Annotated in this window: 19 protein-coding genes and 1 pseudogene; 7 read left to right on the top strand and 13 right to left on the bottom strand. The window is 71.0% G+C overall.

Translation table 11 applies throughout. The features are described from left to right. The first annotated feature begins 199 nt into the window (after positions 1 to 199). The gene (locus ACFWM2_RS23745) at positions 200 to 853 is read left to right on the top strand and encodes a DUF6338 family protein (RefSeq protein ID WP_383283285.1); all 654 of its coding nucleotides are present in this window, start codon (positions 200 to 202) and stop codon (positions 851 to 853) included. After that, positions 850 to 1,101, top strand: a complete 252-nt coding sequence (locus ACFWM2_RS23740; protein ID WP_383283282.1) for a hypothetical protein — start codon at positions 850 to 852, stop codon at positions 1,099 to 1,101. Before ACFWM2_RS23745 ends, ACFWM2_RS23740 begins: the two co-directional genes overlap by 4 nt. A 60-nt stretch (positions 1,102 to 1,161) precedes the next feature. Here ACFWM2_RS23740 and ACFWM2_RS23735 read toward each other — a convergent pair whose 3' ends face one another. From ACFWM2_RS23735 to ACFWM2_RS23685, 11 genes and pseudogenes are all read right to left on the bottom strand, one after another. After that, positions 1,162 to 3,813 carry a CHAT domain-containing protein gene (locus tag ACFWM2_RS23735; protein ID WP_383283280.1) on the bottom strand — a complete coding sequence of 884 codons (2,652 nt, stop codon included), beginning with the start codon at positions 3,811 to 3,813 and terminating at the stop codon, positions 1,162 to 1,164. Between the two features lie 586 nt (positions 3,814 to 4,399). Then, positions 4,400 to 6,583 carry a hypothetical protein gene (locus tag ACFWM2_RS23730; protein ID WP_383283276.1) on the bottom strand — a complete coding sequence of 728 codons (2,184 nt, stop codon included), beginning with the start codon at positions 6,581 to 6,583 and terminating at the stop codon, positions 4,400 to 4,402. Then, the gene (locus ACFWM2_RS23725) at positions 6,580 to 8,244 is read right to left on the bottom strand and encodes an Hsp70 family protein (RefSeq protein WP_383283273.1); all 1,665 of its coding nucleotides are present in this window, start codon (positions 8,242 to 8,244) and stop codon (positions 6,580 to 6,582) included. Before ACFWM2_RS23725 ends, ACFWM2_RS23730 begins: the two co-directional genes overlap by 4 nt. A 30-nt stretch (positions 8,245 to 8,274) precedes the next feature. Next, a complete protein-coding gene (gene grpE / locus ACFWM2_RS23720) occupies positions 8,275 to 9,102 on the bottom strand; it encodes a nucleotide exchange factor GrpE (RefSeq protein ID WP_383283270.1) in 828 nt (275 codons plus the stop codon). Positions 9,103 to 9,540: 438 nt separating this feature from the next. Beyond that, positions 9,541 to 9,993 carry an RDD family protein gene (locus tag ACFWM2_RS23715; protein WP_383283267.1) on the bottom strand — a complete coding sequence of 151 codons (453 nt, stop codon included), beginning with the start codon at positions 9,991 to 9,993 and terminating at the stop codon, positions 9,541 to 9,543. Between the two features lie 803 nt (positions 9,994 to 10,796). Beyond that, positions 10,797 to 11,240 (bottom strand): annotated as a pseudogene (locus ACFWM2_RS23710) (carbohydrate binding domain-containing protein); the annotation flags it as partial. A 567-nt stretch (positions 11,241 to 11,807) separates the two neighbouring features. After that, positions 11,808 to 12,530 carry a response regulator transcription factor gene (locus ACFWM2_RS23705; RefSeq protein ID WP_383283264.1) on the bottom strand — a complete coding sequence of 241 codons (723 nt, stop codon included), beginning with the start codon at positions 12,528 to 12,530 and terminating at the stop codon, positions 11,808 to 11,810. A gap of 29 nt (positions 12,531 to 12,559) precedes the next feature. Next, complete coding sequence (locus tag ACFWM2_RS23700; RefSeq protein ID WP_383283261.1) at positions 12,560 to 15,208, bottom strand: FtsX-like permease family protein; 2,649 nt, start codon at positions 15,206 to 15,208, stop codon at positions 12,560 to 12,562. Continuing rightward, complete coding sequence (locus tag ACFWM2_RS23695; RefSeq protein WP_383283258.1) at positions 15,205 to 15,918, bottom strand: ABC transporter ATP-binding protein; 714 nt, start codon at positions 15,916 to 15,918, stop codon at positions 15,205 to 15,207. The genes ACFWM2_RS23700 and ACFWM2_RS23695 overlap by 4 nt, the downstream gene beginning before the upstream one ends. Next, the gene (locus tag ACFWM2_RS23690) at positions 15,905 to 16,636 is read right to left on the bottom strand and encodes an ABC transporter ATP-binding protein (protein ID WP_383283256.1); all 732 of its coding nucleotides are present in this window, start codon (positions 16,634 to 16,636) and stop codon (positions 15,905 to 15,907) included. The genes ACFWM2_RS23695 and ACFWM2_RS23690 overlap by 14 nt, the downstream gene beginning before the upstream one ends. 11 nt (positions 16,637 to 16,647) lie before the next feature. Next, complete coding sequence (locus tag ACFWM2_RS23685) at positions 16,648 to 17,292, bottom strand: hypothetical protein (RefSeq protein ID WP_383283253.1); 645 nt, start codon at positions 17,290 to 17,292, stop codon at positions 16,648 to 16,650. Between the two features lie 204 nt (positions 17,293 to 17,496). On the opposite strand from ACFWM2_RS23685, the gene ACFWM2_RS23680 reads away from it, so the two are divergent. Next, a complete protein-coding gene (locus ACFWM2_RS23680) occupies positions 17,497 to 18,879 on the top strand; it encodes a HAMP domain-containing protein (RefSeq protein WP_383283250.1) in 1,383 nt (460 codons plus the stop codon). Between the two features lie 258 nt (positions 18,880 to 19,137). On the opposite strand, the gene ACFWM2_RS23675 is transcribed toward ACFWM2_RS23680, so the two are convergent. Both ACFWM2_RS23675 and ACFWM2_RS23670 read right to left on the bottom strand, forming a co-directional pair. Next, on the bottom strand, positions 19,138 to 20,346 hold the full coding sequence (locus tag ACFWM2_RS23675; protein WP_383283247.1) for an FAD-dependent oxidoreductase: 1,209 nt from the start codon (positions 20,344 to 20,346) through the stop codon (positions 19,138 to 19,140). Then, positions 20,343 to 20,804: a hypothetical protein gene (locus ACFWM2_RS23670; RefSeq protein WP_383283244.1), complete on the bottom strand. Its 462-nt coding sequence runs from the start codon at positions 20,802 to 20,804 to the stop codon at positions 20,343 to 20,345. Before ACFWM2_RS23670 ends, ACFWM2_RS23675 begins: the two co-directional genes overlap by 4 nt. Before the next feature lie 96 nt (positions 20,805 to 20,900). Between ACFWM2_RS23670 and ACFWM2_RS23665 the strand changes: the two genes are divergently transcribed. The 4 genes from ACFWM2_RS23665 (at position 20,901) to ACFWM2_RS23650 (ending at position 26,110) form a co-directional block, all read left to right on the top strand. Beyond that, positions 20,901 to 21,515 (top strand): PadR family transcriptional regulator, encoded by a 615-nt coding sequence (locus ACFWM2_RS23665; protein WP_383283241.1) that lies wholly within the window; start codon positions 20,901 to 20,903, stop codon positions 21,513 to 21,515. Positions 21,516 to 21,770: 255 nt separating this feature from the next. Next, positions 21,771 to 22,382, top strand: coding sequence for an NADPH-dependent FMN reductase (locus ACFWM2_RS23660; protein ID WP_383283238.1), 612 nt, complete (start codon positions 21,771 to 21,773; stop codon positions 22,380 to 22,382). A 546-nt stretch (positions 22,383 to 22,928) separates the two neighbouring features. Continuing rightward, entirely contained in the window at positions 22,929 to 24,839 is a 1,911-nt protein-coding gene (locus ACFWM2_RS23655) for a PQQ-binding-like beta-propeller repeat protein (protein ID WP_383283235.1), read from the top strand. After that, positions 24,836 to 26,110, top strand: a complete 1,275-nt coding sequence (locus ACFWM2_RS23650) for an MFS transporter (RefSeq protein WP_383283232.1) — start codon at positions 24,836 to 24,838, stop codon at positions 26,108 to 26,110. Before ACFWM2_RS23655 ends, ACFWM2_RS23650 begins: the two co-directional genes overlap by 4 nt. Positions 26,111 to 26,113: the final 3 nt, after the last annotated feature.

Below are 26,113 nucleotides of genomic sequence, written 5' to 3'. Positions count from 1 at the left end.
GGCGCAGAAGGCGTTCGTAATACCGCCCGCCGCAGCCTGGAGACAGGGGCGGCGCCCGTGGCTCATCGGGGACATGGCTCCGAGCGGGTGTCTGTGGCGGACAGCGGAGTCCGTCCGCGCCCGGCGGTTGCTGTCGAGTGGAGAGGGCAGCCTTCCGGGCAAGGGGGCGGGGCGACAGCGACAACCACCGGGGGTGAGCGTGAGCACATTCGAGGCTGCCGCGGTGGCCATGATCGCTCTGCTGCCGGGGGCCCTCTACATCTTCGCCGTGGAACGCGAGACGGCCGTCGTCCGGGCCGGGCTGGCCGACCGTGCGATGCGGGTGGCGGCGATCGCGGCCCTGTTCCATCTGGCGTTGGCTCCGCTCACTGCGTGGGCGTATCCGCGTGTCTGGGAGTCGGGGCGGTTGGCGCGACCTCCGGTGCCGTGGGCCTGGTGGTGGCTGCCGCTCCCGTACGTCGCCGTGCCGCTGTTGGCGGGGTTCGCCGTCGGCAGTGCGTTCCGCAAGGGGCGCCGATGGGCACGGATCGCCAACGGGCAGACACCCGAACCGCTGGCCTGGGACGCCCTGTTCGGCCATGATTCCGCGCTGTGGCTCCGGATCAGGCTGCGGGACACCGACGGGGGGACCAACGGCTGGATTCTGGGGGTCTTCGCCCGTGATGCGCGTGGACGGCTCGACTCCCGTGCCTCGGCGTACCCGCAGCCGCATGACCTCTACCTCTGCGACACCGCGGCGGCCCTGCCGGACGGGAGCTTCCGGCGCGGCGCCGACGGGCGACCGGTACTGCGCAATATCGGCCTTCTGATCTCCTGGGAGGAGATCACTTACATCGAGGTGATGTGGGGATGACCACGGAGCAGCCCGAAGTGCCCGAACAGCCGGACAAGACGTCGGCCGAGCCGGAACAGGTGAGAACGTCGGACGACGAGTTCGATCCGACCGAGACGCTGGGAGGCGGCGCAGGCCGCTCGCACGGGCGCTCGATGCTCACCTCGGACCAGATGCGTCCGCCGCCGCAAGGGGCCATGGAGGCGCCTCCGGCGCCGGTCCCGCCCGGAGAGGCCGACACCACTACGGATCCGGACACCGCTGACTGACGGGTACCGCCCCTGTGCCGGTCGCGGGCGCTTCAGGACCGCGGCCTCGGCCGGCACACGTCAGGCACCGGTGTACGCGAAGGTGGCCCAGGCGAACGGATTGACCAGGAGGCCCTGGCGCAGGACGGTGGCCTGCGCACGTGCGAGCGCCACCGAGGGATGGGCGCCGCCGAGCCAGTACCGGTAGAACTCCGTCATGAGCGGCGCCGTGAAGTCGTCGAAGCACATCCACTGCGTGGCGACAACCCCGCGCAGACCGGCCTGGATGAGCGCGGCCGGCAGTCCCACCACCTCGTCCGGCAGAGCGTCGCCGGTCACGGCGGTGCCGCAGGCCGAGAGCACAGCGAACGCGGCACGCACTCCACGTGCGGCCAAAAGGTCGCGTACCTCCAGCTGGGCGTCCCCACCGAGGTGGAGGCCGCTGCCGAGTGGATTGCCGCTGTCCACGTCGCCATGTCCGGTGAAGTGGAGGACGTCGGTGGTCCGCAACGCATCGAGTAGGCGCGCCTTGGAGACCTGTTCGGGTTCGATCTCCGTCATCGTGACACCGGTGGGACGAGCGGATTTCACGCCGCTCAACTCGGCCGCCACGTCCAGGGAGGGGTGGATCGCGTCGCCCGCCGGGGCCGGTGCGGGGTGCACAAGGGTGAGCCGGGTGATCGCCGGCCGGCTGCGCGCGGCGCTGCGCAGGGCCGCTGCGTGCGGGGCATAGGAGAGAGCGGTCCTCTCGAGAAGGAACTTCCACTCGTCGACCTGCTGCGAGTCGCATTTGCCGGCCGCGTGGAGGGGCAGCATGCCCAGCAGTCCTCCCGGCAGAAGGACGGCCCGTTCACAGTCCCCGAGCACCTCGGCGACCGGCTGCATCACCTGTTCCCAGAGGTCGTTGACCACGTCTCTGGTCAACTGCCCTCGCGTCCTGCCGTACTTCGGGGACTTCTGCCGGTCCTGGAGGACTTCGGCTTCCTTCAGTCTGTCGAGCAGTCTCCGTACGACGCCCACGGTGAGCGTCGGCAGGTCCACCGGTATCGGACCGGTCCATCGGCATTCCTCGCCGGTCACCACGAGAGCCGCGCCGCCATCCCTGGTCACGGTGAGATACACCAGAGGAGCGACCTCGGCGAGCGTGACGATCTCCTGCCAGTCAGGGGCGGCTACCTCGCCGGAGCCGTCCCGACTGCGCGCCTGCACCAGGGCCAGTTGCCGCCGGCACGCGGCCATGCTCGCTGCTCCCTTCCACTCCGTACCGGCCGGGTGGGCGAGTTCCTGCCGCCGGAGCCTGTCCAGCTCACGAGTGAGGTTCTCGATGGCCCGTGCCGTCCGGGCGTCGCCCTCGACGGTCGAAGAGGATCGCGGGGTGGCCCGGTCGGCGGCGGGACCTGCGCGCTGGCCGAGCCCCTCGGCCAGCAGGACGCCACGGGCTCCCTCCAGAGCGAGCACGGCCTCGATCCTGTCCTCGACGGCGGACGAATTCGCCAGCTCCCTCGCGCACATCGGCAGCGCGTCGGCAGCCATCGCCAGGGCCGACTCTTTGTCCGCGCGGGTGATTTGGGTATGTATGAGCACGGGGAGCACACGGAACGCGGCGGCATAGGCCCGGGCAGCCTCCAGACGGCGGCCGTCCCGGCGCGCCCACCCGGCCTGTTGGGTCGCCGCATCCCAGGCTGTACGCAGATTGCTGCGCGCGCCGGTCAGATAGGACTGCTCGAATGCGTTCACGGCGAGTGGCCTGTATCGCTCGTCCCTCGTGCTGTCAGCGAGGAGCATCCGTGTCGTGGCCAGACTCAACTGCGCGGCCGCGATCACCGACTCCTCGGTGAGATCCGGAGCATCGAGAAGCCCCAGTAGCACCTCCTCGGCCCGGCGCAGATCACTGGTCAGTGCTCCGGGTTCGTTGACGAGGGCTTGAGCGAGGAAGATCCGGGTGCCGAGCCAAGTCGAGCGCGCCCCCGTCGCGTCACCCGGTGGGGCGTAGGGGATCAGGTCCAACTCGGCGACGGTGGCGCGCATTTCGGAGCCGGAGTCGGGGCCGGCCGGCATATCGGCGTACTTCAAGGACATGAGGGAGGCCTTGATGGCCTGAAGCTGCTGCCTGAAGACCTGGAGTTGCGGATCCGAGCCGCCCCGGTGGGATGGCAACCGGGCGGCTCCCCGCTCGATGGCCCGGAAGGCCTCCTCCAGGTCGGCCCTGACCTCGTCGGGGCGCACGGGAGGATCGGGGTGCACCAGGAATTCACGGTTCAGGTTGTAGCGAGCTCCCAGGGCCGCGGCCAGGGAGCAGTCGACCGTGGGGATCCTGGCGACGAACGCCGACCGTTCGGCTTCGCCCGCCGCTTCCCATACCTCTAGACAGGTTCGCGACAAGGAGATCGCCGCATCGAGGCACTGCCGGTTGCCCGTGAGGCCCTGGTGGAAGCGGACCAGGGCCAGGTAAGCCAGGCTGTACATCCGACGCGCCGGCCCGGACGGCCGGTCCAGGTGGCCGCCTGCGAACATCGCCCGCCTCGCGCCGTCGATGGCGCCGGTCCCGAGCATCGACTCGGGCAGTGTCCGGAACCGCTTACGCAGTTCGTGCGCCTCGACCCTCGACATCTCCTCGCCGGGCTCCTCCAACTCGTCGTGCGTCCGCACCGCGTCGGCGCAGTCCTGTTGCGTCCACCGAGAAACGCCGAGCAGTGTCCTCGCCCTGAGAACCGCGTATTCCTCAGCCGCCACGTCCCCACGCCCCTTCCCCACGTCGATGAGCGTTCACCATGGCTGCCGTTCCGGGCCCGAATCCGGTCGTCGGTCGGGCTTGCCGAGCGTCATCTCGGCGTCCCCTCGAGGCGTTTGCGCAACAGGGCGGAGATCTCCTCGGATCGGTACGGCGTACCGGACTCCGAGTGGTGGACGGGGTTGGCGTCCCCATGCAGCGCGCCTGACGAACACGCAGTACGTGGTGGTCCGAGGCCGATGCCTGCTCCACACGTCACCGCTCATTCCCGCCTATGTGAGCAGAACTGCTGACAGTCCCAATTATGCCCATTCCAGGGCTGGTTGACTGCTTTTCGGCAAGAGACCTTCCCGTCGCGTCAGCCGCCCATGGGCACTGGCTCCGAACCTGCTGCCCCGGACCGACTTCGGTGGTGGGCGCCGCACGGGCCCTCGTGGCCGTCACGGTCACGCTGTGATCGAGCATGTGGGAGAGCTGAGTCCGGCGCGCTCGCTCGCATCGTCGGGCATGGACCCGTACGCATGCGTGCTCATTCGGCGCGGGCACCCGCTGCCGGGCAGGCGGACGGCGTCGGCACCCCCGACGGTGTCAGCCGGTCGCCGTCACCGTCACTTCCTGCCCGGGTGTGGTGATCTGTCGTCCATGCTCGTCGGTGTACTCGGCGAAGACTCGATAGCGATAGGTCACACCGGTCTCCACATGGCGGTCGAAGGCCTCGCCGCCGGAGCCGTGGATACGGCGCAGGGGGCGGCTGATGGGTGACGACGACTCGACGACGCGGTTGATGACTACGTTGTAACTGCTGTGGGGATCGCTGCCGATCCGCCAGCTCAGCCGGACCGCACGGGGGATGGGCTCGGCCCGCAGATCGCGGACGTCGTGTGCCACGAGCCTCGGCGGGCTGGTGACGGGCGGAGAACGGCGTTCGCCGAAGGCGGCGAGCACCTCGTACGAGACGATCTCGCCGACAGGCGCGGTGGAGTCCTCGAACTGGGTCCTTTGCGTACGGCCCAGCGTGTGCTGTCGGGTGGTTCGGGTACGGCGGTCGGTGACGACGCGTGAAACACGGTACTCCACCGTGCCCTTGGCAGGTGAGGGCCGCCAGGTGAGCCGTACGCCGTCGCCCTCTTCCGCCGCGGTGAGCGCGGTCGGCGGGGCCAGTGGGAAGCGTGCCAGCGCGACGATCGCTTCGCGGCAGTCGGCAACCTCGGCGAGGATCACCAGCAGTGCCTGCTCCTGCTGTCCGGGCGGCAGGGTGCGTGCCTCGGCAGCCCGCTCCCGCATCGCGTCCCGGCGGGCCGTCAGGGCGTCGAGTCGTGCGGCCGGCGTCGCGCCGTCCGGGCCGCTGACATCCGAGCCGGTGGCCACAAGATGCCGCGCGCGCTCCGCCGCCTGGTAGATCCGCCGGAGAGAAATGTCGGACTCCAGTGCCCGCCACTCGGCATTGGCCGCCCGCACCGCCGCCAGCGCCCGGCGCTCCACATCGGCCGGCTCGCCGCACGACCCGGCCTCGGCCGGGTCGAGGTCCAGCCCCTGTGGCAGAGCTTCGGCCCGTTCTCGTGCCTCACCGGCGTACCGGGCGGCTTCGAGCGGCCGGGCCGCGGCCAACGCCTCGCAGGCGCGGCGCAGGACGGCGGCGGTCTCGTGGGCGGCGCGCAGGTCGTAGCCGCAGTGGTTGCACGTGACCGGCGCCGCCTCGGTTTCCCGTCCACAGGAGGGACAGGGCGTGTACAGCGCGGCCCTGCAATACCGGCAGGTGCGCGGGCCGTCCGCGGGCGCGACGGCTCTGCACTCCGGGCACAGTACGTACTCCACCGGCATGCCGGTCGAGACGCCGAGGCCCGCTTCGCCCGCCAGCGACAGCACCACCTGGCGGGCCCGATCCAACGACAACCCGTAGGCGAGGCGTGTCACCTCCTGTACCAGCCCCTCGACGTCCGCGGGTTCCAGCGTGTCCGAAACGTCTCCGCTCTTCTTCACCTGCGGTCGCAGCGCGTCCCGGGCGTCCTCGAAGAGGCCGGCCGTGTAGGCCGCCGGGTCCCGCCCGAGCAACTGATTGCGCACCTGCGTCAGCAGGTTGTTGGTGACCGTCGTCTGCCGGTTGTAGCCGCCCACATGGTTGCCGGCCAACGTGTCGAGCGCCTCGCGGATCTGCTCCTGCCCGGCGTTCGCGGGCACTTTGAGGAAGGCCCACAGCGTCGCCGTTCCCAACCGGTCCCCGCGCAGCCGACCGAGCTCGTCCAGCTGGCTGCGGATCTGCCTGCGCACCTCCGCCGGCAGCGGTTCCACGCCGCCGCCGTCCTCGACCGTCGGGTGGCGGGCCAGCCGTGCCCGGAACGCGGATTCCGGCATGTCGAGGCGCTCGGCCAACCGCCACAGCTTGGATTCTCTGCTGCGTGGGATCCCCCCGAACTCCTTGACAACCTTGGCGAGCGCTTCGTCGACCTCCCGGTATCCGGCGTCCTTGCGTTCCTGAGCCCGTTTCCGGGCGCCCTCCCGCTTCTTGCCGTCGAGGAGCAGGGGTGCCCATTCGTCCCACTGCCGGATCAGCTCGGTGGCAACCGGTTTGTACTTGGCCGAGTCGCGCTCCCGCTGGAGAAACGCCTTCACCTGGGCGAGGTGCTGCTGAACGGCGTCGTCCTGGAGGCTTTCTGCCGGGTCCAGGGCGGCGAGCAGAAACGGGTCGTCCAGCGACAGCGGTGTCTGCGTCTGCAGGATCGCGAGCACTTGCCGCCGGTACGCGGTGCCGTCGAAGGGAACGTGCGCTGTCACGTGCGGTGCCTCAGCGCCTCGACCTTGGCCATCTCCTCGTTCCGCATGACCTCGCTGCCCACACCGGCGGTGATCTGCAGGACGAGTGGCTCGGACACGGCTTCGTGGGCCGCGGTGACCTTGATGGTCTGGTCCGGCTGCATGGCGAAGGTCACCTCGACCGGAGTGCCCTGCGGAGAGCCGGCCGGGATCCCCGTGATGGAGTCGGCAACGATCACTTTGTTGTCCTCGGGCTTGCCGGACTCGGCGCTCGTGGCCTGCTCGAAGACCTCGATCAGCACCTCGGTCTGGCTGTCGACGGTCGTATAGAACTGCCGCTGTACCTCGATCGGTAGTGGATCGTCCTGGTGGGCGAGGAACTGCGCAACGAGTACCTTGCCGTCCCCCTCGGCGAAGATGCCGAAACCGCGCGAGGTGACATTGGTGATCTGGGTCTTGACCAGCGAAACGGCCGCAGTGCCGGACATGCCGCGGTCGCTTCCGGCCTTCTGGACCTCACGCAGGACGTCCGCGGGATCGGCCTCGCCGAGCTGCTGGTCCGCGTCAAGCTTTCCCTGCTCCACGAGCCCCTTGCGGACCAGCGCCTCGAGCTCCTTCTTCTGCCCGTAGAGCGCGGCGCCCTTGGCGACCGCCAGGTCGGGGTCGAGAAGTCGCGGAGTGAGGCCGAACTCCTCACTGAGGCGCCGCGAAACCACCGGCATCTTGCTCATGCCGCCAACGAGCAGGCAGATGTCGATCCGGTCCACGCCGCGATCGCGTGCCCTGCCCAGCACCAGTTTGGTGAACTCGATGGTGCGTTCCAGCAGCGCGGCCGTGATCTGCTCGAGGGCGGTGCGGTCGACGGGCACGGCGGCCCGCTGGCCGTTGTGGACGACCAGCGCCTCAACGGACTCCCGCATGGACAGCGCCTGCTTGGTCTCCTCGGCGGTCGCCAGCAGTTCCTGTTCGTCGTAGACGTCGTCAAGCGGATCCCCGGCGTCCGGCCGTTGCTCCTGGAACTTCTGGGCGAGGAAGCGGACCAGCTCCTGGTCCCAGTCCGCGCCGCCCAGTTCGTGGTCGCCGGCGGTCGCGACCACGGTGATCGCCGACTCCTCCAGCTTGATGACGGTCGTGTCGAAGGTTCCGCCCCCGAGGTCGTACACCAGGACGGCGGTATCGGCCAGCTCCTCATGCCCGAAGCCGTACGAGAACGCCGCCGCCGTGGGCTCGTTGATGATGTCGACCGAGGTGAGGCCCGCCAGCTCACCCGCGAGTTTCGTGGCTTTGCGCTGGTCGTCGCCGAAGTAGGCCGGGACCGTGATGACGGCGTCCCTCACGGTCTCCCCGGTGACGCGTTCGACGTTGTCGATGAGGGCCTTGAGGACAAGGCTCGAAACCGTGGGCGCGGCGTACTCCTGCCCGTGGACGATGAACCGCCAGTCCTCTTCCCCCATATGCCGCTTGACCAGGCTGCACACTTCCTCCGTGCGGACTCTCGCCTGGCGTTTGGCCTGTGCGCCCACGACGAAGTCGTCGCCGTCGAAAGCCACCACCGAGGGCGTCGTGGGCTGGGAGTCGAGGTTGCGGATGACATCGGGCCGGCCGTACTCGTCCACATGCGCGACGCAGGAGTACGTCGTCCCCAGGTCGATCCCGAATACATGGCCAGTCTCAGCGGTCATGGAGACCCCCCGTAGCGTCTAAGAGCTACATCAGTGAGCGAGGCGGAAGACGTCGACCTCGGCGGTTCGGACCATGCTCTGGTCCCGTAGAAAGCCCGCCTTCAGCACGCGGGCAATCATGTTGTCGGCTCCTGGGTCCGTGGTCTGCACCCGGTGCATACCCGTGTGGCGCGCCGAGTCGAACGGCTCACCGACCGACGGTGAGAAGGGCCGGATGCCGGCCGTGACATCAAGCGTCTGCTCCAGCTGGGCCTGCAGCAGACCGGCGATACTGTCCCGGTCGCCCGCCGCCAGGCTGCCCATCTTGTCGTGCAGCCGGAGCAGACCGCGGAGCAGCGGCGCCATCGCCTCGGTCAACTCACCTTGTCTTAGGCGCGTGTTCTCGGCGTGCAGCCGGGCGATGATCTCCGTGTCGTACTCCCGTAACCGTCCCAACTCCTCACTGCGGGCCGTCAGGAGCGTCACCCCGTCGGTGAGTTCATGCAGAAGTTCGGTTTGGGTTCTCACGCTGTCGCTCAACTGGGCATCGTGCTGATGCAGCGACAGCAGCGCCTTCAACTCGTCCCGGAGGCAGTCCTCCGGGGACGCCGACAGCTCCGGGCTCGGACTGGTCGGGGTGCCGCCCTCGGCTGGTTCGGCGTGCGGCGAGGAGGGCGGGGTGCCGGCTTCCGCGGGAGTGGCCGGCACCTCGGCGGGCTTCGCACCGCCCGCGGCAAGAATTTCCTCGGCCGGAGGCCGATCTTGATTGTCCGGTACGTGATTCCCGTCGGTCGGCGCGCGCGGATCCGCAGCAGGGATCTCCGTTTTTCCGTCTTCATGCCCACTCATGCTTGCATGCCCCCCATTTCCCCTCTTCACTATCCCATCGCGCGGCGTGCACGCCCATACGTCAGGAACAACTGTGAAACTTCGGTCATGTCGGCCACGCTGCACGTGTGATCACGGCTGTGATGCCGATGCCTATGCCGATCTACGAGCTCGTGACACGATCTTGTTGAAGCTGCTCGAAGCGGAACCCGCCCGCGCGGGGTGCGGAGAGCGCGGTCTCTTCCCCCGGCACTCCGGTACTTCGTGACAGGGGGTGCCACGCAAAGAGTTGCGTAGATCCCAGCACCGTGAGGGCAGCCCCGCCCACTCCTGCTTCACGTCCGAGCGGGAGGTCTCGCCAGCCCTTGGACGGCGGGACCGGTGTGATCACCAACGGTTGTCAAGCCACGGCACCGGACGAGTTCGTCCTGCCGCCACGCCCGCTGGTCCGGCGGCACAAGCCGCTGTCCAAGGCGGCTTCGTACCGCGCTACCAGGAGACAACAACGATGGATCGAGAGATCAGGTCGGCATAGGTTTGCCGCTTGCTGTTCCATAGGGGTCGAAACATGCCGATGATGGAGCAGCTATCGATTATTTGCGCCACCAGGCGCAGGAGTGATCGGCTGAAACCTATCGGTTGAAAGGTGTCAGCGTCCACGACTCGGATGTGCACCATGCGCCTGCCGCGCGTCTGGCCAGTCCTGCCGATCTCATAGGCCATTTTGAAGATTCCGCCAATATTGCCTACCAGCCCGAGCCATCCGATCGCCCTGATGATCGAGTGGCTCGCATTCTGGGCGATGATGGCCAAAACGAGAGTCGACACGGGGGAGGCTATGATCGAAAACACTGAATCGGCAATCCGGGCCTTCAGCCGGGAACCCCAACTTGCGTATTGCAGAACGGGGTAGGGTGCGTTGAATCCAGGATTCCAACTCATTTTCAACCTGCCTGCTGGGCGAGGTGCTCTCGCGGTTGTCGCTGTCGACGCCCACTGCTGCCGGGATCTCGCCACGCGTGGCACAACTATGCGGCGCGTCGATGGCGCCCGATCCGTATGAAAACCGAGGGCACTGACTGTGGCCCCCCTTCCGCCGCTAGCGGGAGCGGTCGGAGCCCGCCAGCCACGGCGCATTGAAGTAGAAGGGGGGGCGTAACCGGCGCATACGGCGATGTCGATACTCATCCGTATCGCGCGCCCCAGTTCCGTGCCTGACCAGAGGTGGCCAAGGCTTTGGTTGTTGAGAGTGCGTCTGGCGGTGGCCGAGGGGCCAAGTAAACGGCCCGAAGAGGAAACGGCCCCAAGGGGCCACTTAATTTCTTCTGGTGCGGTGTTCTCCGGTTCGGTTGTTCAGAGGGTTGCCGGCAGGTCCGGTTGCCAGCAGGTCCGGCGCTGCTGATGGTGCGCTGAGCATCAGGCGGGGCTCGCGGTGATCCAGCGCCCTCTCGGTTGCGGGTGCGTAAGTCCCGCGGTCCGTGGGCGCGCTGCTTGGCTGATGCCACTGGTGGTCCACGGCGCGGAGGCGGGTGCCCGGGCCGGCCCCGGCTTTCCCGGTGTGGGTACCGTCGTTGGCGCGGCGTCGTCGGAGGCATCATCGGCCGCGGTGTGGCGTCCGAGGTGGCCGACAAACTCACGAGTCGGTTCTGACTCCGGACGAAGGAATCCTCAGCATGAGTAGTACCGAGCCCGTGGGACTACTGAAAGTCGTGATCGTCCTCGCACCTGACCAAGCCCTACTGGGCGCCACCGCCGCCGCCACCAGGCCCGGTCAGGGTGATGTCGTCGGCGTAGTACCTGCCCTGTGCGTACCAGCCGTGCACGTAGATCGTCGCGCTGGTCTGGGCGGCGCCTGTAGTGAAGGAGACGGCCAGTGGGCTGTATCCGGAGGGGGAAGTCGTCCAGGTGGAGGCGCCGCCGTTGACGCCCAGGTAGACGTTGGAGCCGCGGACCCAGCCGCTGAGCGAGTAGGTGGTGTTCGGCCGTACCGCGACGGTCTGGTTGCACTGTGCGGTGTCGCTTGAACTGACCTTCCCCTGCAGGGCCTTGGCGCCCGCGTGGACGGGGGAGGAGACGATCGAGCCCGGGTTGCCGGTGCAGCTCCACGGCGAGGGGCGGCCCGACTCGAAACCGGGGTTGGTCAGGACGTCGGCGGCCCAGGCCGCGCCCGGGGCGGCCGACGCGCTCGCCGAGGGTGCGGCCGGGGCGGCGTCGGTACGGCCGGGGATCAGGAGGGAGCAGCCGAAGCCGACGACGGCTGCCGCGACGACCGCGATCGCCACGGCCACCCGGCGCTGTCCGGGTCCCAGGCGCGGGCGGCCTACGGAACGCGGCGGGCGGGCGTCGCCGTCGAGCGCGGGGAGTTCCTTCGTCTTGCCGCCGGGAACAGGCGGGAGTTCCTCTGTCCCGCCGCCGGTCCGGGTGGGTGGGACGGGTGCGGCCACGGTCTCGTGGCTGCGGTAGTCCTTGTCCTGGCGTATCTCGTCGAGCAGTTGGGCCAGCGCGTCGGTGCGGCGCGGGCGCAGCACGCGGACGGTCTCCAGCGCGGGGCGGTCGCCCGGCGAGTCGGACGCGGTCGGTGTGGGCACGGTGCTCTCCTTCCGTCCCGTGGCAGAGACCTGAGCTGTTCCTCTGGGGTTGATACGCAACGCCCGCTCCGGAGGTTCAGCCGACGCCGCGCCCGGGGAAGCAACGCGGGATGCCCGCGAGGCGGGGGACAGCCGTACGCAGACGGGGCGTTGACGCGGACCGGTCCGTCAGATGAGTTCCAGGCGGTAGCCGTGCCCGCGCAGCGTGGTGATGCGCGGCATCCGAGAGGGACGTACGACCGCGTCGGCGAGACGGCGGCGCAGACCGGCCAGCGTGACGTCGAGCGTCTTGGTGGACCCGAACCAGTTCTCGTCCCAGACCTCGGCCATGAGCGTCTCGCGGGGCACCGCCTCTCCCAGGTGCCGGGCGAGTACGGCGAGCAGCTCGAACTCCTTGGGCCTGAGCGGGACTTCCCGGTCGTGGAGCGTGCACCGGCGCGCGGTCACGTCGACGACCAGGTCGCCGAGCGGGATCGGCTCCTGAGCCGGGGAGGCGATGGTACGGCGGCGCAGGTGGGCGCGGAGCCGGGCGAGCAGGACCGTCAGGCTGAAGGGTTTGACGAGGTAGTCGTCGGCTCCGGCGTCGAGCCCCGCGATGACGTCGATGTCGTCCGTACGGGCGGTGAGGATGACGATGAGCAGGTCGGGGAAGCGGGCCCGCAGGGTGCGGGCGATGTCGAGGCCGTCCATGTCGGGCAGGCCGAGGTCCAGGAGCAGCACGTCGTAGGGGGTCTGCGCGGACTCCGTGAGGGCGCCCGCGCCGGTCCGGCTCCACGTCGGGGCGTAGCCGTTGCTGCGCAGCCCCGTTTCGAGATGGCGGCCGATGGTGTCGTCGTCCTCGACGACGAGGACGCGACAGCGGCTGCGGTCCGGTGCGGCGGGCTTTCGCATGCTGGGCAGCGTAGAGCCGGGCGGGGCGTTCACAGATCCCGGAGTTCCTCGACGGCGGGTCGGGCGGCGCGGCGTACCCCGTTCAGCGCGGCGGCGAGTACGGCCGCGGTCGCGGCGAACCCGGTGAGCGCCAGATAGGCGCCCGGGACGGCGAGGGCGGCGGGCGGCGGGTCGAACACGCCCGTCAGAACCTTGACCAGCATCTCGGAGAGGGCCCAGCCGATCAGCGCGCCGCCGGCCAGACCGCCCGCGGTCAGCAGGATCGCCTCGGTGAGGACCATCCCGCGCAGCTGCCGTCGGGTCGCGCCGAGCACGGTGGCGACGGCGAAGGTGCGGCGGCGTTCCGCGAGGCCGAGCGCGAGGACCAGGCCACCGGCCCCGGCGGCCAGGAGCACCGCGAAGGCCAGCTCGATACGGGTGAGTCCCGCCAGGTCGACGGAGGTCAGGCTGGTGCCGACGGTGCCGCGGGTCTGCGTGAGGTCGGTGACCGTTGCACTGGTGCCGAGCTGCCCCCGCAGGCGCGCGGCGATCTGCTCCTGGTGGGTGCCGCCGGTGTCCAGGAGGAACGCGCCGACCGCGCCGCTGCCGGTGGCCTTGGCCACGTACGAGGCGTTGGCGACGAAGAAGCTGTCCTTCGGCGCGGTCGGGAACTCCTTCGCGACGCCCACGTAGTGGAAGGACACCGTGCGCAGCGCCTTCGTGCGGGCGTCCTGGACCCGCAGGTTGACCCTGTCGCCGGGTGAGAGCTGGAAGTCGGTGACCGTCTCCGCGCTGACCAGCAACGCGTCGGGCTGCACGGCGAGTTTGCGCATGAGGGTGCCGGCGCTGCCTCCGGAGAAGTACGCGTCCTGCAGCGAGGTGGCCGAGGCGATCGTGTCCGGGCGTACGCCGTAGAGGTCCTGGAGGTCGGAGCCGACATAGGCGAACCGGTGCTGGAGCGGCTCGACATGACGTACGCCGGGAACCTTGAGGGAGGCGGCCGCGCTGGGCGGCGGCTGTGCCCCGGGCGGCTCGGTGACGGTGACGTCGGCGCCGTTCGTGAGCCGCGCGTCGACCTCGGCCTGCTGCTTGTACGTGGCGTTGAAGGTGGCCGTGGAGATCGCGAAGGACACCGCGAGCGCCAGCAGCACCACCGAGCGGGCCAGCGGCCGACGGCGGCGGGAGAGGACGGCGGCCGTCGTCCCGGCCAGGTGCTTGGCCAGCGGGCGCGACAGCCGAGTCAGCACCTGGCGGCCGTGGGTCAGCGCGAGGAGCACGAGCCGCCACAGCAGCAGCGCGGCGCCGGCCCACAACAGGGCCGGGCCCAGGAAAGCCCAGTACGACACGGAGATGCTCGGCACGCCCTCCGGGGCGAGGACGAGGGCGTACTGGTTGCCCGACGAGGCGCGGAAGACGAGCCAGGATCCGATCAGCAGGGCGAAGTCCAGGCCGTAGCGCATCCACCACACCGAGCCCGTACGGGTCCCGGTCCTGCGTGTGTCGGCGACCGTCACGCCGCGCAGGTCGCGCAGCGCGGGGACGAGGACGGCGCCCGCGGCCACGGCGGCACCGAGCACCAGGGCGACGGCGTACCAGAGGCTCCAGGAGCCCGCGCTCGTCCCGAACGAGGCCGACCCGAAGGCGAGGCGGCCCGTCAGCGCGGCGATGCCGAGTCCGGCGACGCCACCGCCGACCCCCACCAGCGCGGCTTCCACACCGGACAGGGCGGCGATACGGCCGGGCCGCAGTCCGCGCAGCCGCAGCAACGCCTGCTCCTGACGGCGCCGTTCACCACCGGCTGCGGCCACCGCGGAGGTCAGCGCGGCGGCCAGCAGCGCGCCGGGCACGCCGAGGAACAGGAAGAGGACCTGTGCGTAGAGGGCGTCCTGGCGGGCGGAGTCGAGGGCGGCGCCCAGGTTGTTCCCCACGACTGCCGCGCCCGAGGCACGGGCCTCCAGGTTGTGGGCGGCGCGGGTCACGCTGTTGAACGCGGAGGCGGGGTCGGAGGGCAGCCCGGCGTCGCGTGCGGCATGGATCTGCGAGGTCACGCCTGCGGCCGGCGCATGGGCGGTCAGCGAGGCGAAGTCGGCGGAGGGAAGCAGGACGACGTTGTCAGGCGGCGCGGTGGGCTGCGACTGGGTGGGGGCGCCCACCTTCTGGAACAGCGAGTCGGCCTGCGGGAGGTCGACGACGCCGGCCACCCGGATCTGGCGTACGCCCGTTCCGGGGAGCCGGACGCCGATGGTGTCGCCGGGGGCGACATGCAGGTTGGAGGCGGTCTGCTGGGCCAGCAGTACGCCGCCGGTGCCGCCGCTGAGCGGTCGGATCATGCCGGGGAACAGTTTTTGGTAGCCGTCGGGGAGGCCGAGCACCATGCCGGGGCCGGTGGTCTGCGCGCTGCCCTGGACCTGGGCCGTGAACGCGGAGCTGTGGGCGAAGCCGACCGGGACGGCGTCGTGGATGCCGGGTGCCTTCCGCACCAGCGACAGCACCGACTGCGGGTCTGCGCCGGGCTGCACCTCGACCTGCCAGTCCACGGCGACCGAGCGCACGGCGCGCTGCGTCATGGTCGCCTTGGACGCCGTGAGGAACGAACCGAGCGCGGCGACGAGGGCGACGGCCAGGGCGACGCCGGCCAGGGCGGCCAGGAGTCGTCCGGTGCGGTGGCGGGCCAGTCCGCCGGCCCATGCGGTGTTCATGACGCCTCCTGCGGTTCGGCCACGGTGAGCAGTCGGCCGTCGCGCATGGCCAGTCGGGTGGTGAGCAGCGCGGCGACGGCCGGGTCGTGGGTGGTGACGACGAGGGCCGCACCTGTCCGGTCGGCCGCGGTCAGCAGGGCGTCCAGGACGTGCCCGCCGGTGGTGCGGTCGAGCCGGCCGGTGGGCTCGTCGGCGAGGATCAGCCGGGGGCCCTGGGCCAGGACACGGGCGGCGGCGACGCGCTGTGCCTGACCGCCGGAGATCTCCTCAGGCAGCCGCTCGGCCAGGTCGGCGGCGTCCACCAGGGCGAGGGCCTCGGCGGCCGACCGCCGCGCCTCGGCGTCCGGCACTCCGGCCAGGACCAGCGGCAGCGCGGTGTTCTCGATCACGTCGAGGGCGGGGATCAGGCTGTCGCCCTGGAAGACGAGCCCGATGCCGTTCGGGCGGTCCGGGGCGGGCCGGGTGACGGTGCCGCTGGTGGGCTTTTCGAGCCCGGCCATCAGGTGCAGCAGGGACGACTTGCCCGACCCGGACGGGCCGACGACGGCGAGCCGGTCTCCGGGCCGGACCCGCAGGTTCGCCCCGTGCACCGCCACCACGGCGGTCGCGCCCCGGCCGAAGGTGAGGGCGGCGTCCCGGCAGTCGACGAGCACCTCGTCCACGGCCGTCGCGGGCTTGTCGGCCGGTACCGCGTGATCATGGGGCGACATCGTGGGCCTCCTGCTGGTGCGTGCCGGGCTGGAACGTGGAGGTCTCGTGGGCCCTGCCGTCGTCCAGAGCGATCACCCGGTCGGCGATGCGGACGGCTTCGGCGCTGTGGGTGACGAGCAGCACCGCGCAGCCCAGGGCGGCGCGGTCGCGCAGCATCTGCAGGATCAGGCGCTCGGTGCCGCCGTCGAGTTCGCCGGTCGGTTCGTCCGCCAGCAGGACGGCCGGGGAGTTGGCGAGCGCGACGGCCAGCCCGGCGCGCGCCAGCTCGCCGCCCGACAGCTGCCGGGGCAGCGCGTGCGACCGCCCGGTGAGGCCGACCTCGGCCAGCAGGTCTCCGACGGGCGCGGAGGGCCGGCCGCGCACGGCGCTGTGCGCCAGGCGGACGTTGTCGCGCACGCTGAGGTGGGCGACCAGGTTGCGGGCCTGCAGCAGGATGCCGACGTGCCGGGCGCGCAGCCGGGCCCGTTCGGTCTCCGGCCGGTGGCTGATGCGTAGGCCGGCCACGCGCACCTCACCGCCCGAGGGTTCGTCGAGCCCGGCCAGACAGGACAGCAGGGTGGACTTGCCCGCCCCGGACGGCCCGACCACGGCGACCGTCTCACCGCGCCCCACCCGCAGGGACACCCCGCGCAGCGCGAGCGTCTCCTCCTCGCCGGCTCGGAAGAAGCGGTACAACTCCCGTGCGGTGAGGGCCTCGTCGGACGGTTGGACCGGCATGGTGTTCACCCTCACTTCCAGGTGAAGGAGTCGCTGACGATGCGCCAGGGATCCACGTTGTCCGCCTTGACCGGGCCGGACAGGGTGAGGTCCACCTCGTGACCCTGCCGGTGGAAGGCGTACCGTTCGAACGCGTCGCGCACGACCTTGCCGGTGACCGGATTCGCGCCGGAGTCGCCCTGATAGGTCAGCAGCACGACCGGGCCGGCCTTCCGGGTCACCGAAGACACCTTCGGGCTCGCGAACTTCGGTACCTGGCCGCGGAGTTGGGGAACCACGCGAGTGGTGACCGAGGCGGTGGTGGGCGCCGTCGAGGTGGCGGCGGCGGAGATCTGGACGCGATTGAGTTTGTCGGTGAAGACGGTGGTGCCTCCCTGGCTGGTACGGGCCCAGCCCTCGGGTACCTTCACCGTGAATCCCGTGAACGCGCCGCCGGTCGGCCGGTAGGCGACGAACGCCTGGTTGTCGGGGATGTCACCGGGCGGATTGGACTCGGTGGGCGCCGGACTGCCGCCCGTGCCGCCGGCGGAGGCAGCGGTGGAAGCGGCACCGGAATGCGAGCCGGACCCTGAGCCGGAGGTGGCCCCGGAACACCCGGCGGACACCGCCGCGGCCACCACGAGTCCGACGACGCCGAAGACATGGATGCGTGCCATCGATACTGCCCTCCTGGGAAACGACGGGAAGCGCCTGCAAAGCGCGGGAGACGATCTGCCGGCCGGTGCTGTGCGCCGACCGCGCCGTCATGGCACCGACGCTAGAAGGCGGCCGGTTAACGCCCCGCACGGCGAGGGTTAGACGACGGCAAAAGCGCGCGGCGGGTCCCGTACGGGCAGGTCGGCGGCGCGCATCATGGGGGCATGAGACAGCGCGTGGTGCGGGTGGCCCTCACCGCCGTCCTGGTCGCCCTGGTCCTGCTCGCCGTCCCGCTGGCCTTCGCCATCAGGTCCTCCCTGTACGCGGACCAGCGAGACGCGCTGGAGCGGGCGGCCTTGGCCGGCGCCGTCCGCGTGAGTCCGGACTACGCGACCGGTGACCCGGTGGAGCTGCCGCCTCCGCCGGGCGGCGGGCGCCTGGGCCTGTACGACCCGCAGCTGCGGCTGCGCGCGGGCAGCGGCCCCCGGACCGGCGACGCCACCGCCCGCCGGGCCCTGGCCGGCGCGGTGGCTCGGTCGACAGGGGGCGGTGAACTCGTCGCCGCCGTCCCCGTCTCCCACGCCGAGCGGGTCATCGGCGTCGTCCGCGTCTCCTCCGCCGTCCAGGACGTACGCGAGCGCGTCCTCGTCGGCTGGACGATCCTGCTCGGCGTGGCCGTGCTGGCGCTGACCGTGGCCGTCCTGGTCGCCCGCCGCCAGGCGCGGGCGCTCGCCGCTCCCCTGGAGGACCTCTCACGGCACTGCCGGGCCGTCACCGGCGGCGACCTGACCGCGAGGGCCGCCCCCAGCACCATCGACGAGATCGACCAGGTCGCCCGCACCCACAACGAGATGCTGCACAGCCTGGCCGAACTCCTGCGCCACGAACGCAATTTCACCGCCAACGCCTCCCACCAGCTGCGCACCCCGCTGACCGGCCTTCAGCTCACCCTGGAGGCCGGGCTCGCGCAGGACGACACCCGCCCCGTGCTGGAGGAGGCCCTGGACGCCACCCGCAGGCTGCACCACACCGTGGAGGAGGTGCTTCGGCTGTCCGGCTCCGCGGGGCTGCCCCGGTCGGTCGCGCCGGACCGGTCGGTCGCGGGGCTGCTGCGGGAGACCGAGGAGCGGTGGCACGGGCTGTTCGCCCGCGACGGCAGACGCCTGGAGTGCGACACGGACGAGGCGCCGGACGACGTACGTGTCCCGGGCGGGCCCGTCGCCGAGATCCTCGGCGTGCTGCTCGACAACGCCCGCGTCCACGGACACGGCACCGTGCGCGTCACGGTCCGCGACCTCGACGACGCCGTCGCCCTCGACATCGCCGACGAGGGCACCGCAGCGCGCGACTCGGCGCGTCTGTTCGAGCGCGGACACACCGAGGGCGGGGCGGGCACGGGCATCGGCCTCGCGCTCGCCCGCGACCTGGCGTTCTCCCTCGGGGGCCGGCTCTCTCTGACACACCGCGCGCCGACGACGTTCACGCTGCTGCTCCCGGTGCGGCCCGCAGGAGGACGCGGGGTGGATGGCCGGAACGTGTCGGACGGCCGCCGTGGTGATGCCGATCCTCAGGACGAGGCGGGGCAGGGCGGTCCGGGCGGCCGCTGAGGGCGAGTCAGGTGTACGACCCTGTTCGCGGCCGTCTTCTGCGGCAGCCCGTATGCGAGGACCGGCAGCAGCAGGTGCGGGCCGTCGGGCGGGGTGGTGGTGATCAGGACCGCGCTCGCGCTGCCGTTGTGCATGCCACAGGCGGGGGTGGGGGAGGCGGCGGCCCCGGCGTCGGGCCGCAGAACGCGGGCAGCTGGAGGGCCGACGCGGACACGGAACAGTCCGTCCCCGGCGTCGCGGCCGAGGACGGACTGGAGTTCAGGCGAGCGGGGCCGCTTTCGCGTCCCAGTCGATGTGGTGGTCGAACTGCCACGCCGTCTTCTCCGGGTTGATCAGCTTCATGCTCGCCGGCATCACGAGATCGCGCAGTACGCGGCCGACCGGGCCCGCGGTCTTGTTGCTGTTCGTGCGGGCGCCGAGCTTGATGATGCGTTCGACGCGGGGCCGGCGCAGTTGTTCGTACGCGGCGAAAGCCTGGTCGCAGGGCAGGTCCCGCAGGCAGCGTGCCAGTTCAACGGCGCTTTCGATGGCGATGGAGGCACCCTGCCCGGAGCTGGACGAGGCGGCGTGCGCCGCGTCGCCGATCAGGGTCATGCGGCCGCGGGTCCAGGTCGGGACCCTTGGCATGTTCTCCATCGGACCGGTGATGAGGAACTGGCCGGCGTCGGTACGGCTGATCATGTCGAGGGCCGGGGTGCGGTCGTCGGCGAAGGCGGTCCGCAGGGTGCGCATCCACTCCTTTGCGCCGATCGCCCGGGCCTCGGCGACCGTCATCGGGAGGCCGCGGGGCAGGTTCGCGAACCACAGTGCCGAGGAGTCGTCGAAGACCTGGTAGCCGAAGAACGCCCGCTTGCCGAAGCACAGGTACATGAGGCCGTTGGTGGAGGGGAGTCCGGATCGGTGCATCCGGGCTCCGAAGCAGACCAGGCCGGCGTAGTTCGGTTGCGGTGCGGCCGGGTCGATGAGGGTGCGAACCGTGGAGCGGATGCCGTCGGCGCCGATCAGGATGTCGGCGCCGGCCTGCGTACCGTCCGCGAAGTGCGCGGTGACGCCCGAGTCGGTCTCCGTCGCGTCGGTCAGCCGCTTGCCGTGGTGGACGGGCACCGAGCGGCGCTCCGCCTCGTCGTAGATCGCGCGGTAGAAGTCGGCGCGCCAGACGAACTGCAGGGCCGGGAGACGGGCGGGCGGGGCGAACTGCGCGAGGTGCTTGCCCGTCCAGCTTCGTAGGCCCATGGCGGTGACCGGTGTGCCGATGGTGCGGACGATGTGGCCCGCGCCGATCGCGTCGAGGGCGCTCTGGCCGTTCGGGGCGATGGTCATGCCGCCGCCGGTCCCGTCGGCCGTGGTGTCGTACGCCTCGTAGACGGCGGCCTCGATACCCGCCTTGCGGAGGGCCATCGCGGCGACCGGGCCTGCGATACCGCCGCCGATGACGAGCGCGGTGCGGGCTCTGCCGGCGCGGTTCATGACTGGTGCTCCTTCGTCGGATCGTCGACCGTCGTTACGCCGCCGCTCTTGTGCGCGTGGCGCAGATCCTGAACGTAGGCGCGGGAGAACATCGCCGACAGGAGTGCGATACCGCCGCGGTGGATGCGGATCTCGCTGTTCGACGCAGAGCCCGTCAGGCGGATGCGGCGGCCGGCCGCCCGGTCGCCGGTGGACGGGGAGTGGGAGCCCTTGATCCTGCCGCGGGCGGTCCAGGTCAGATTCCAGTGGTCGATGGCGGTGGTGTCGTCGACGAGCAGCTTCACCATGGCCCGGTCCATGTCGAGGTCGATCTCGATGTCGTCGGGGAGGGCGGGCGACCGGAGGTCGAGGACGGCGGCGCCGTGGCGGGCCTTGACCTCGAAGCGGCCGGCCTCGGTCCAGTTGCCCAGGTGCTTGACGAGGCGGTGGTCGGAGTGGATGCGCTCGGTGCTGGACATCTCGGTGGTTCCTCTCTGGTGTGGTGCGAACGATTTGATAGTTGCACTGAAACTAGTCTCGCGTCAACTAGTTATCCTGGGTCTAGAATCAAGTCCATGACCTCATCCGCTCCCCGCAGCTCGCCCCTCGCCCTGACCGTCCTGGCCCTGCTGCACCACAAGCCGCTGCACCCGTACGGCATCCAGCGCCTGGTCAAGGACTGGGGCAAGGAACAGGTCGTCAACGTCAGCCAGCGGGCGAGCCTCTATCGCACGATCGAGCGCCTCAACCGCGAGGGGCTGATCGCGGTCCGCGAGACCGGGCGCGATCAGCAGTACCCCGAGCGGACCGTGTACGAAGTCACTGGCGCGGGGCGCGAAACGGCCCGCGCGTGGCTGAAGGAGATGGTCTCCGCGCCCAAGCAGGAGTTCCCGGAGTTCCCGGCCGCCCTGTCGAATCTGCTGCTGCTCACGCCGGAGGAGATGGCGGACGTACTGGAGCGGCGGGCCGACGCACTCGCGGAGAAGCTCGACGGACTGGAAGCGGCCATGGCCGCGGAGGCGGAGCGGGGGCTGCCGCGCATCACCCGCCTGGAGACCGAGTACCTGCGGACCGTGACGGCGGCGGAGCTGGAGTGGGTCCGCGCGGTGGTCGACGACTTGCGAGCCGGCGGACTCTCGTGGTCGACGGAGCAGTTGGACGCCCTCGCGGCGGGGCCGGCGCAGCAGTGAGCCCGCCCACGATGCGTCCGCGGGCGGGCTGAAGCGCTGCATTTCCGCCCGGCACCAGGCCGCTCGACCGGGGCGGCCGCGTGCGGTCCGCGCCACTTCTCGACGACCGCCGCCTCCCGGCGAAGGCCTCTCCGCCGGGAGCGGAGGAGGCGGTACCGGATCGGGACCGGGTCGGGAACCCCTTGTGCCACTCTCGAGTCAGCCGAAGGCGGGCGCCCCGCAGGGGGAACCGCCGGAAACGACAGGGAGGCCGGGGTGACCAGGATCGTGCTGATGTCCGGCAGTCTGCGGCGCGACTCGGTGAACAGCACCGCCGTCGCCACGATCCGCCGGCTACTGGCCCGGCGGGACCCGGGGGTGCACACGCCCGTACTGGATCTGCGGGCTCTTCCTTACTACGACCAGGACTTGGACGTGGCGGACGGCCCTGCGCCAGTGGCCGAGGCGCGTCGGGTGCTCGGATCCGCGGACGCCCTCGTGATCAGCACCCCCTCCTACAACGGAGGCGCTCCGGGTGTGCTGAAGAACGCCCTGGACTGGTTGTCCCGCCCCTGGGGCGACAGCGCCCTGACCGGATTGCCGACGGCGTTGCTGAGCGCCTCACCGGGACCGCGCGGTGCAGCGGACGCCCAGCCGGGGCTGCGGGTGAACCTCGAGTGCTCCGGAGCGGTCCTCATCGGCCATCCACCGCTCGCGCTCGGCGACGTGGAGGCCCTGCCGCGTACGGATCAGGGGTTCGCCGATCCGTCGGTCGTCGGCCTGCTGGAGGAGCTGACCGACGCCGTGTGGGCGGCCCGGCGCGCCTCCGTCACCCACCTGCCCGGGCTGCCGGCCGGCGAGGGCGAACTGCGCCCCGCCGCCGTCTGAGAGCGGTACCCGCCCGGCGGCCGAATTCCGGCCGCCCACCACAGACTTGCCCCGCGCGCGGTGTCCATGAGGCATGCGCCGACGGCAGGAACGCCCGTCCGGACCACGGACGGCGCGTCGGTCCGGCACCACGCGACGTGGAGCCCGAATCTCCGGAAGGGGGTGTCCCTCATGACGAAGCTGGTTCGCCGTGTGACCCGGCCCGCCATCTGAGGCGCCCTGTCAGTCCCCCTGCCGCGAAGTAGGAATGCGAAGGAGGTGCAGTCCCATGACGAAGCTCGTCCGCCGCGTGACCCGCGCCGCCATCTGATGTCTCCTCACCCTGTAGCGCAGTGAGGATTCGCCCCCTGGGGCAGGGTCTCCCAGCCCCGGGGGGCACGTCACGTCCGCACGCCGTACGTGCCCGTATGTGTTCCACCTGCCCGGCCGCACTCGCCCTCCCGAGGGTCGGTCAGCAACGCGGCCCGCCTTTCCAGTTGCCTCTCAACCCCTTCCGCTCACCTTTGTTGCTGCCCTTCACCCGTCCGACAGGAGTGGAGTTTCGCCATGGGGATCCCCGAACGCATCACACGGATCGTCAGCCTGCCCGGCAGCGGGCTCCTGGCCTGTGACGTCCGCGGCGGCCTGCACCGCCTCGACCACGATCTGACCCTGCGGCAGTCGTCCGGCGCACCCGCCGCGGCCCAGGACCCCGCCGGCGAACCGGTGTACGCCGTTGCCCTCGCCGGCGACTGGATCATCACCCGTGACAAGACCGGCACCATCTGCCGCTGGCACGCCGACACCCTGCAGCTGGCCGACCGCCTCGACGCCCGCGCCACCGCCGACCGCTCCCTGCTGCTCGACGGTGAACAGCCTTCCCCCACGATGCTGCGCGGCATCGGTCTGTGGAACGGCAAGGCGTACCTCGACAACGGGTACTTCCAGGTGGTCGTCCTCGACGTGGAGACGTTCGCCGTCGAGCGGATCGTCCAGTGGCCGCACGGCTACGACATGCTCGAATGGTTCTGCACCGATGCCCCCGATGTGCACGCAGTCGCCGACCGGCACGGTCGTGTCCACCTGGGCTCCCTGGAGGAGTGGTCCTTCCCGACCACGGTGCGGATCGACGCCTCCAACGTGCACCGCGTCATCTACGACGCGCGGCACCGCCGCTTCTGGGCCATCGGCGACGCCGGTATCGACGACACGCGCAACGTCTCCAACGGCGTGGTGACGATCGGGCTGGACGGCACGGTCGGCGAGCGCATGCACTTCGCCCGCAACGACGTCGAAGGGCTCGTCTTCTCCCCGGACTTCGCCACCGCGTACATCGGCGGCTTCGACGGGGAGCTGCTCCTGTTCGACAACACCGCTCCCGAACTGACCGTCCGCAAGCGGGTCACCGGCTTCAGCCACCAGATCATCGACGTCACGATCGACGAGGCGGGGCGCGTCTACACCCTCACCCAGGACGGCGAGATCACGGCCCTGTCGCCGGAAGGCGAGTTGCTGCACCGGCTGAACCACGCCCGCCAGTGCGTGTGGGACCTGCGCCCGCTGCCCGGCGACGGCACGAGCGTCCTGGCCGCGACCGACGACGGCACCGCCGTGGTCCGCCTCGACATCCGCGGCGACCACGCCCGGCTGGACCTGGTCGACGAGTATCACGACGCGCCGGGGTTCGCCCGCCGGGCCGAACCGTGCGGCGACGACCGGGTGGCGGTCTTCTGGCCCGACACGGTGCGCCGCTTCACTCCCGACGGCACCACCGTCTGGGAGGCCCGTCTGCCGGGCATCGTGCACACCGTCTCGGTCTCGCCGGGCCACAGCCGGGTCCTGGTGGCCTGCAACGCCGGCGGCTTCGAGTTCGACGCGGACACCGGCCGGCAGCTCCTGCACGTGGACGGGCTGCCCGCGAGCGCGTGGGCGTCGGCCTATCTGCCCGACGGACGCCGGGTGCTGGGGTGCCGCACCGGCCGGCTCGCGGCCTACGACGACACCGGCCGGGTCTCCTGGGAGACGGAACTGGAGAGCTATCCCAAGCGGCTGCTGGTCGACGGCGACCGGCTGCGCGTCACCGGTGGCGGAGGCGTCAAGGAACTGGTCGTCGGCGAGGACAAGCCGGTGCGGCAGTTCGTGGAACTCCTCGACAACACGGCCGAGAGCTGCGCGCTGATCGACGGCACGCTCTGCGTGGTCACCTACGGCATGCAGATAGCGGCGTACGACCACGAGAGCGGTGAACTGCTGGCCCTGCACGAGGACTTGCCGGACTTCCCCAAGGGGATGACCGCGCTGCACGGCGCGGACGGCCGGGCCTACGTGGTGGTCGGCGGCCGGGGCGGCTACCTGCGGCTGTACGCCCTGGACCGCAGCGGCGGGGGGCCGGTCCTCACCGTGCTGCGCGACCTGTGGCTGCCGCGCTCCTCCGGTGCCCGTCCCTTCCCTGCCGCGGCGGCCGCGGCCCGGCCGTGACCACGGCCGACAGGGTGCGCGCCGGGCAGGGCTCCGCTCGCGCCGACGAGGTGGTGGAGCCGTCCCCGTTCACCGAGCGCGCCTTCCTGGTGTTCGCCGCCGGGAACACGGTCAACAACCTGGGCGAGGCCCTGTACGCGACCGCGCTGCCGCTGCTGGCGTACCGTCTGACCGGCTCGCTCACGGTGATGACGTGGCTGGCCGCCGCTGTACCGATGAGCATGCTCCTCGCCCCCTGGTTCGGTTCGGTGGCCGACCGGCGCGGCTCGGCCCCCCTCGTCCTGTACGGGCTGGTGGCGCAGGCGTCGGCGGCCCTGGCGATGAACCTGCTGCTGTGGAACGGACAGCCGCGGCCCTGGGTGCTGTTCGTGTGCGCCCTGGTGATGGCGGGCGGCGGGGTCGCCTACCGGACCGGCTGGATGACGGACGTACCCGTGATGTTCCCGCGCTGCCCGGCGCGGGCCCGCGGCTCCCTCAACAGCCTGTTCCTCGCCACCACCTTGGCCGGGCCGGTCCTGGTCGCGGCGACCCTGCCCCTGCTGGGCTACCTGGGCGTGCTGTGGCTGAACCTGCCGACGTTCTTCGCGCCGCTGGTGGTGTGGGCGGTGGGCGTGCACCCGCCGCGCCGCGCCGCGAGCGACGCGAGGCGGCGCGACCCGGTGCGGATGCGCAGCGTCTGGCACGACATCACCGCCGACCGGCGCCTCGCCGTCACGCTCGTCCTGCAGATGGTGCTGGAGGCCGTCTGCGGCATCGGTCTGACGTCCCTGGTCCTCTTCGAACTGCGCCACTCCTGGCAGCTGTCCGGACAGCAGGCCGGCTGGGTCGTCGCGGCCGTGAACCTGAGCCTGCTGACCGGCAACCTGCTGGTGTCGCAGCGCGGCCGGCTGCGCCCCAGGACGCTGCTGACCGCGGCCGTGACCGCCCGCGCGGTGTCACTGGCCCTGCTGGCGGTGCCGGTGTGGCCGCTGTTCCTCGTCGCCCTGGCCGTCGGAGCCGTCGCTCAGGGCGCGCTGCTGGCCGCCGTGGTGATGCTGCGGGTGCGGTACCTGCCGCAGGCCGTCATGGGCCGGGCCTCGGGACTGATGTGGCTGCTGACCGGGGCCGCCGCGCTGCTGTCCCCTGTTGTGATCCCTCCGCTCGACCACGCCGCGGGCCCGCACGCCACGTTCCTGGTGCTCGGTGTCGTGTCGTCGTTGGTGCTGGTCCACCTGCACCGTGCCCGCACCGCCTGGACCTCGACGAACCCGGTGACAACCGAGCCGGCCTAGGAG

The sequence above is a fragment of the Streptomyces sp. NPDC058371 genome (genome assembly GCF_042723265.1).
Classification (GTDB): Bacteria; Actinomycetota; Actinomycetes; order Streptomycetales; family Streptomycetaceae; genus Streptomyces.
This window is presented reverse-complemented; position numbering and strand designations above follow the sequence as displayed.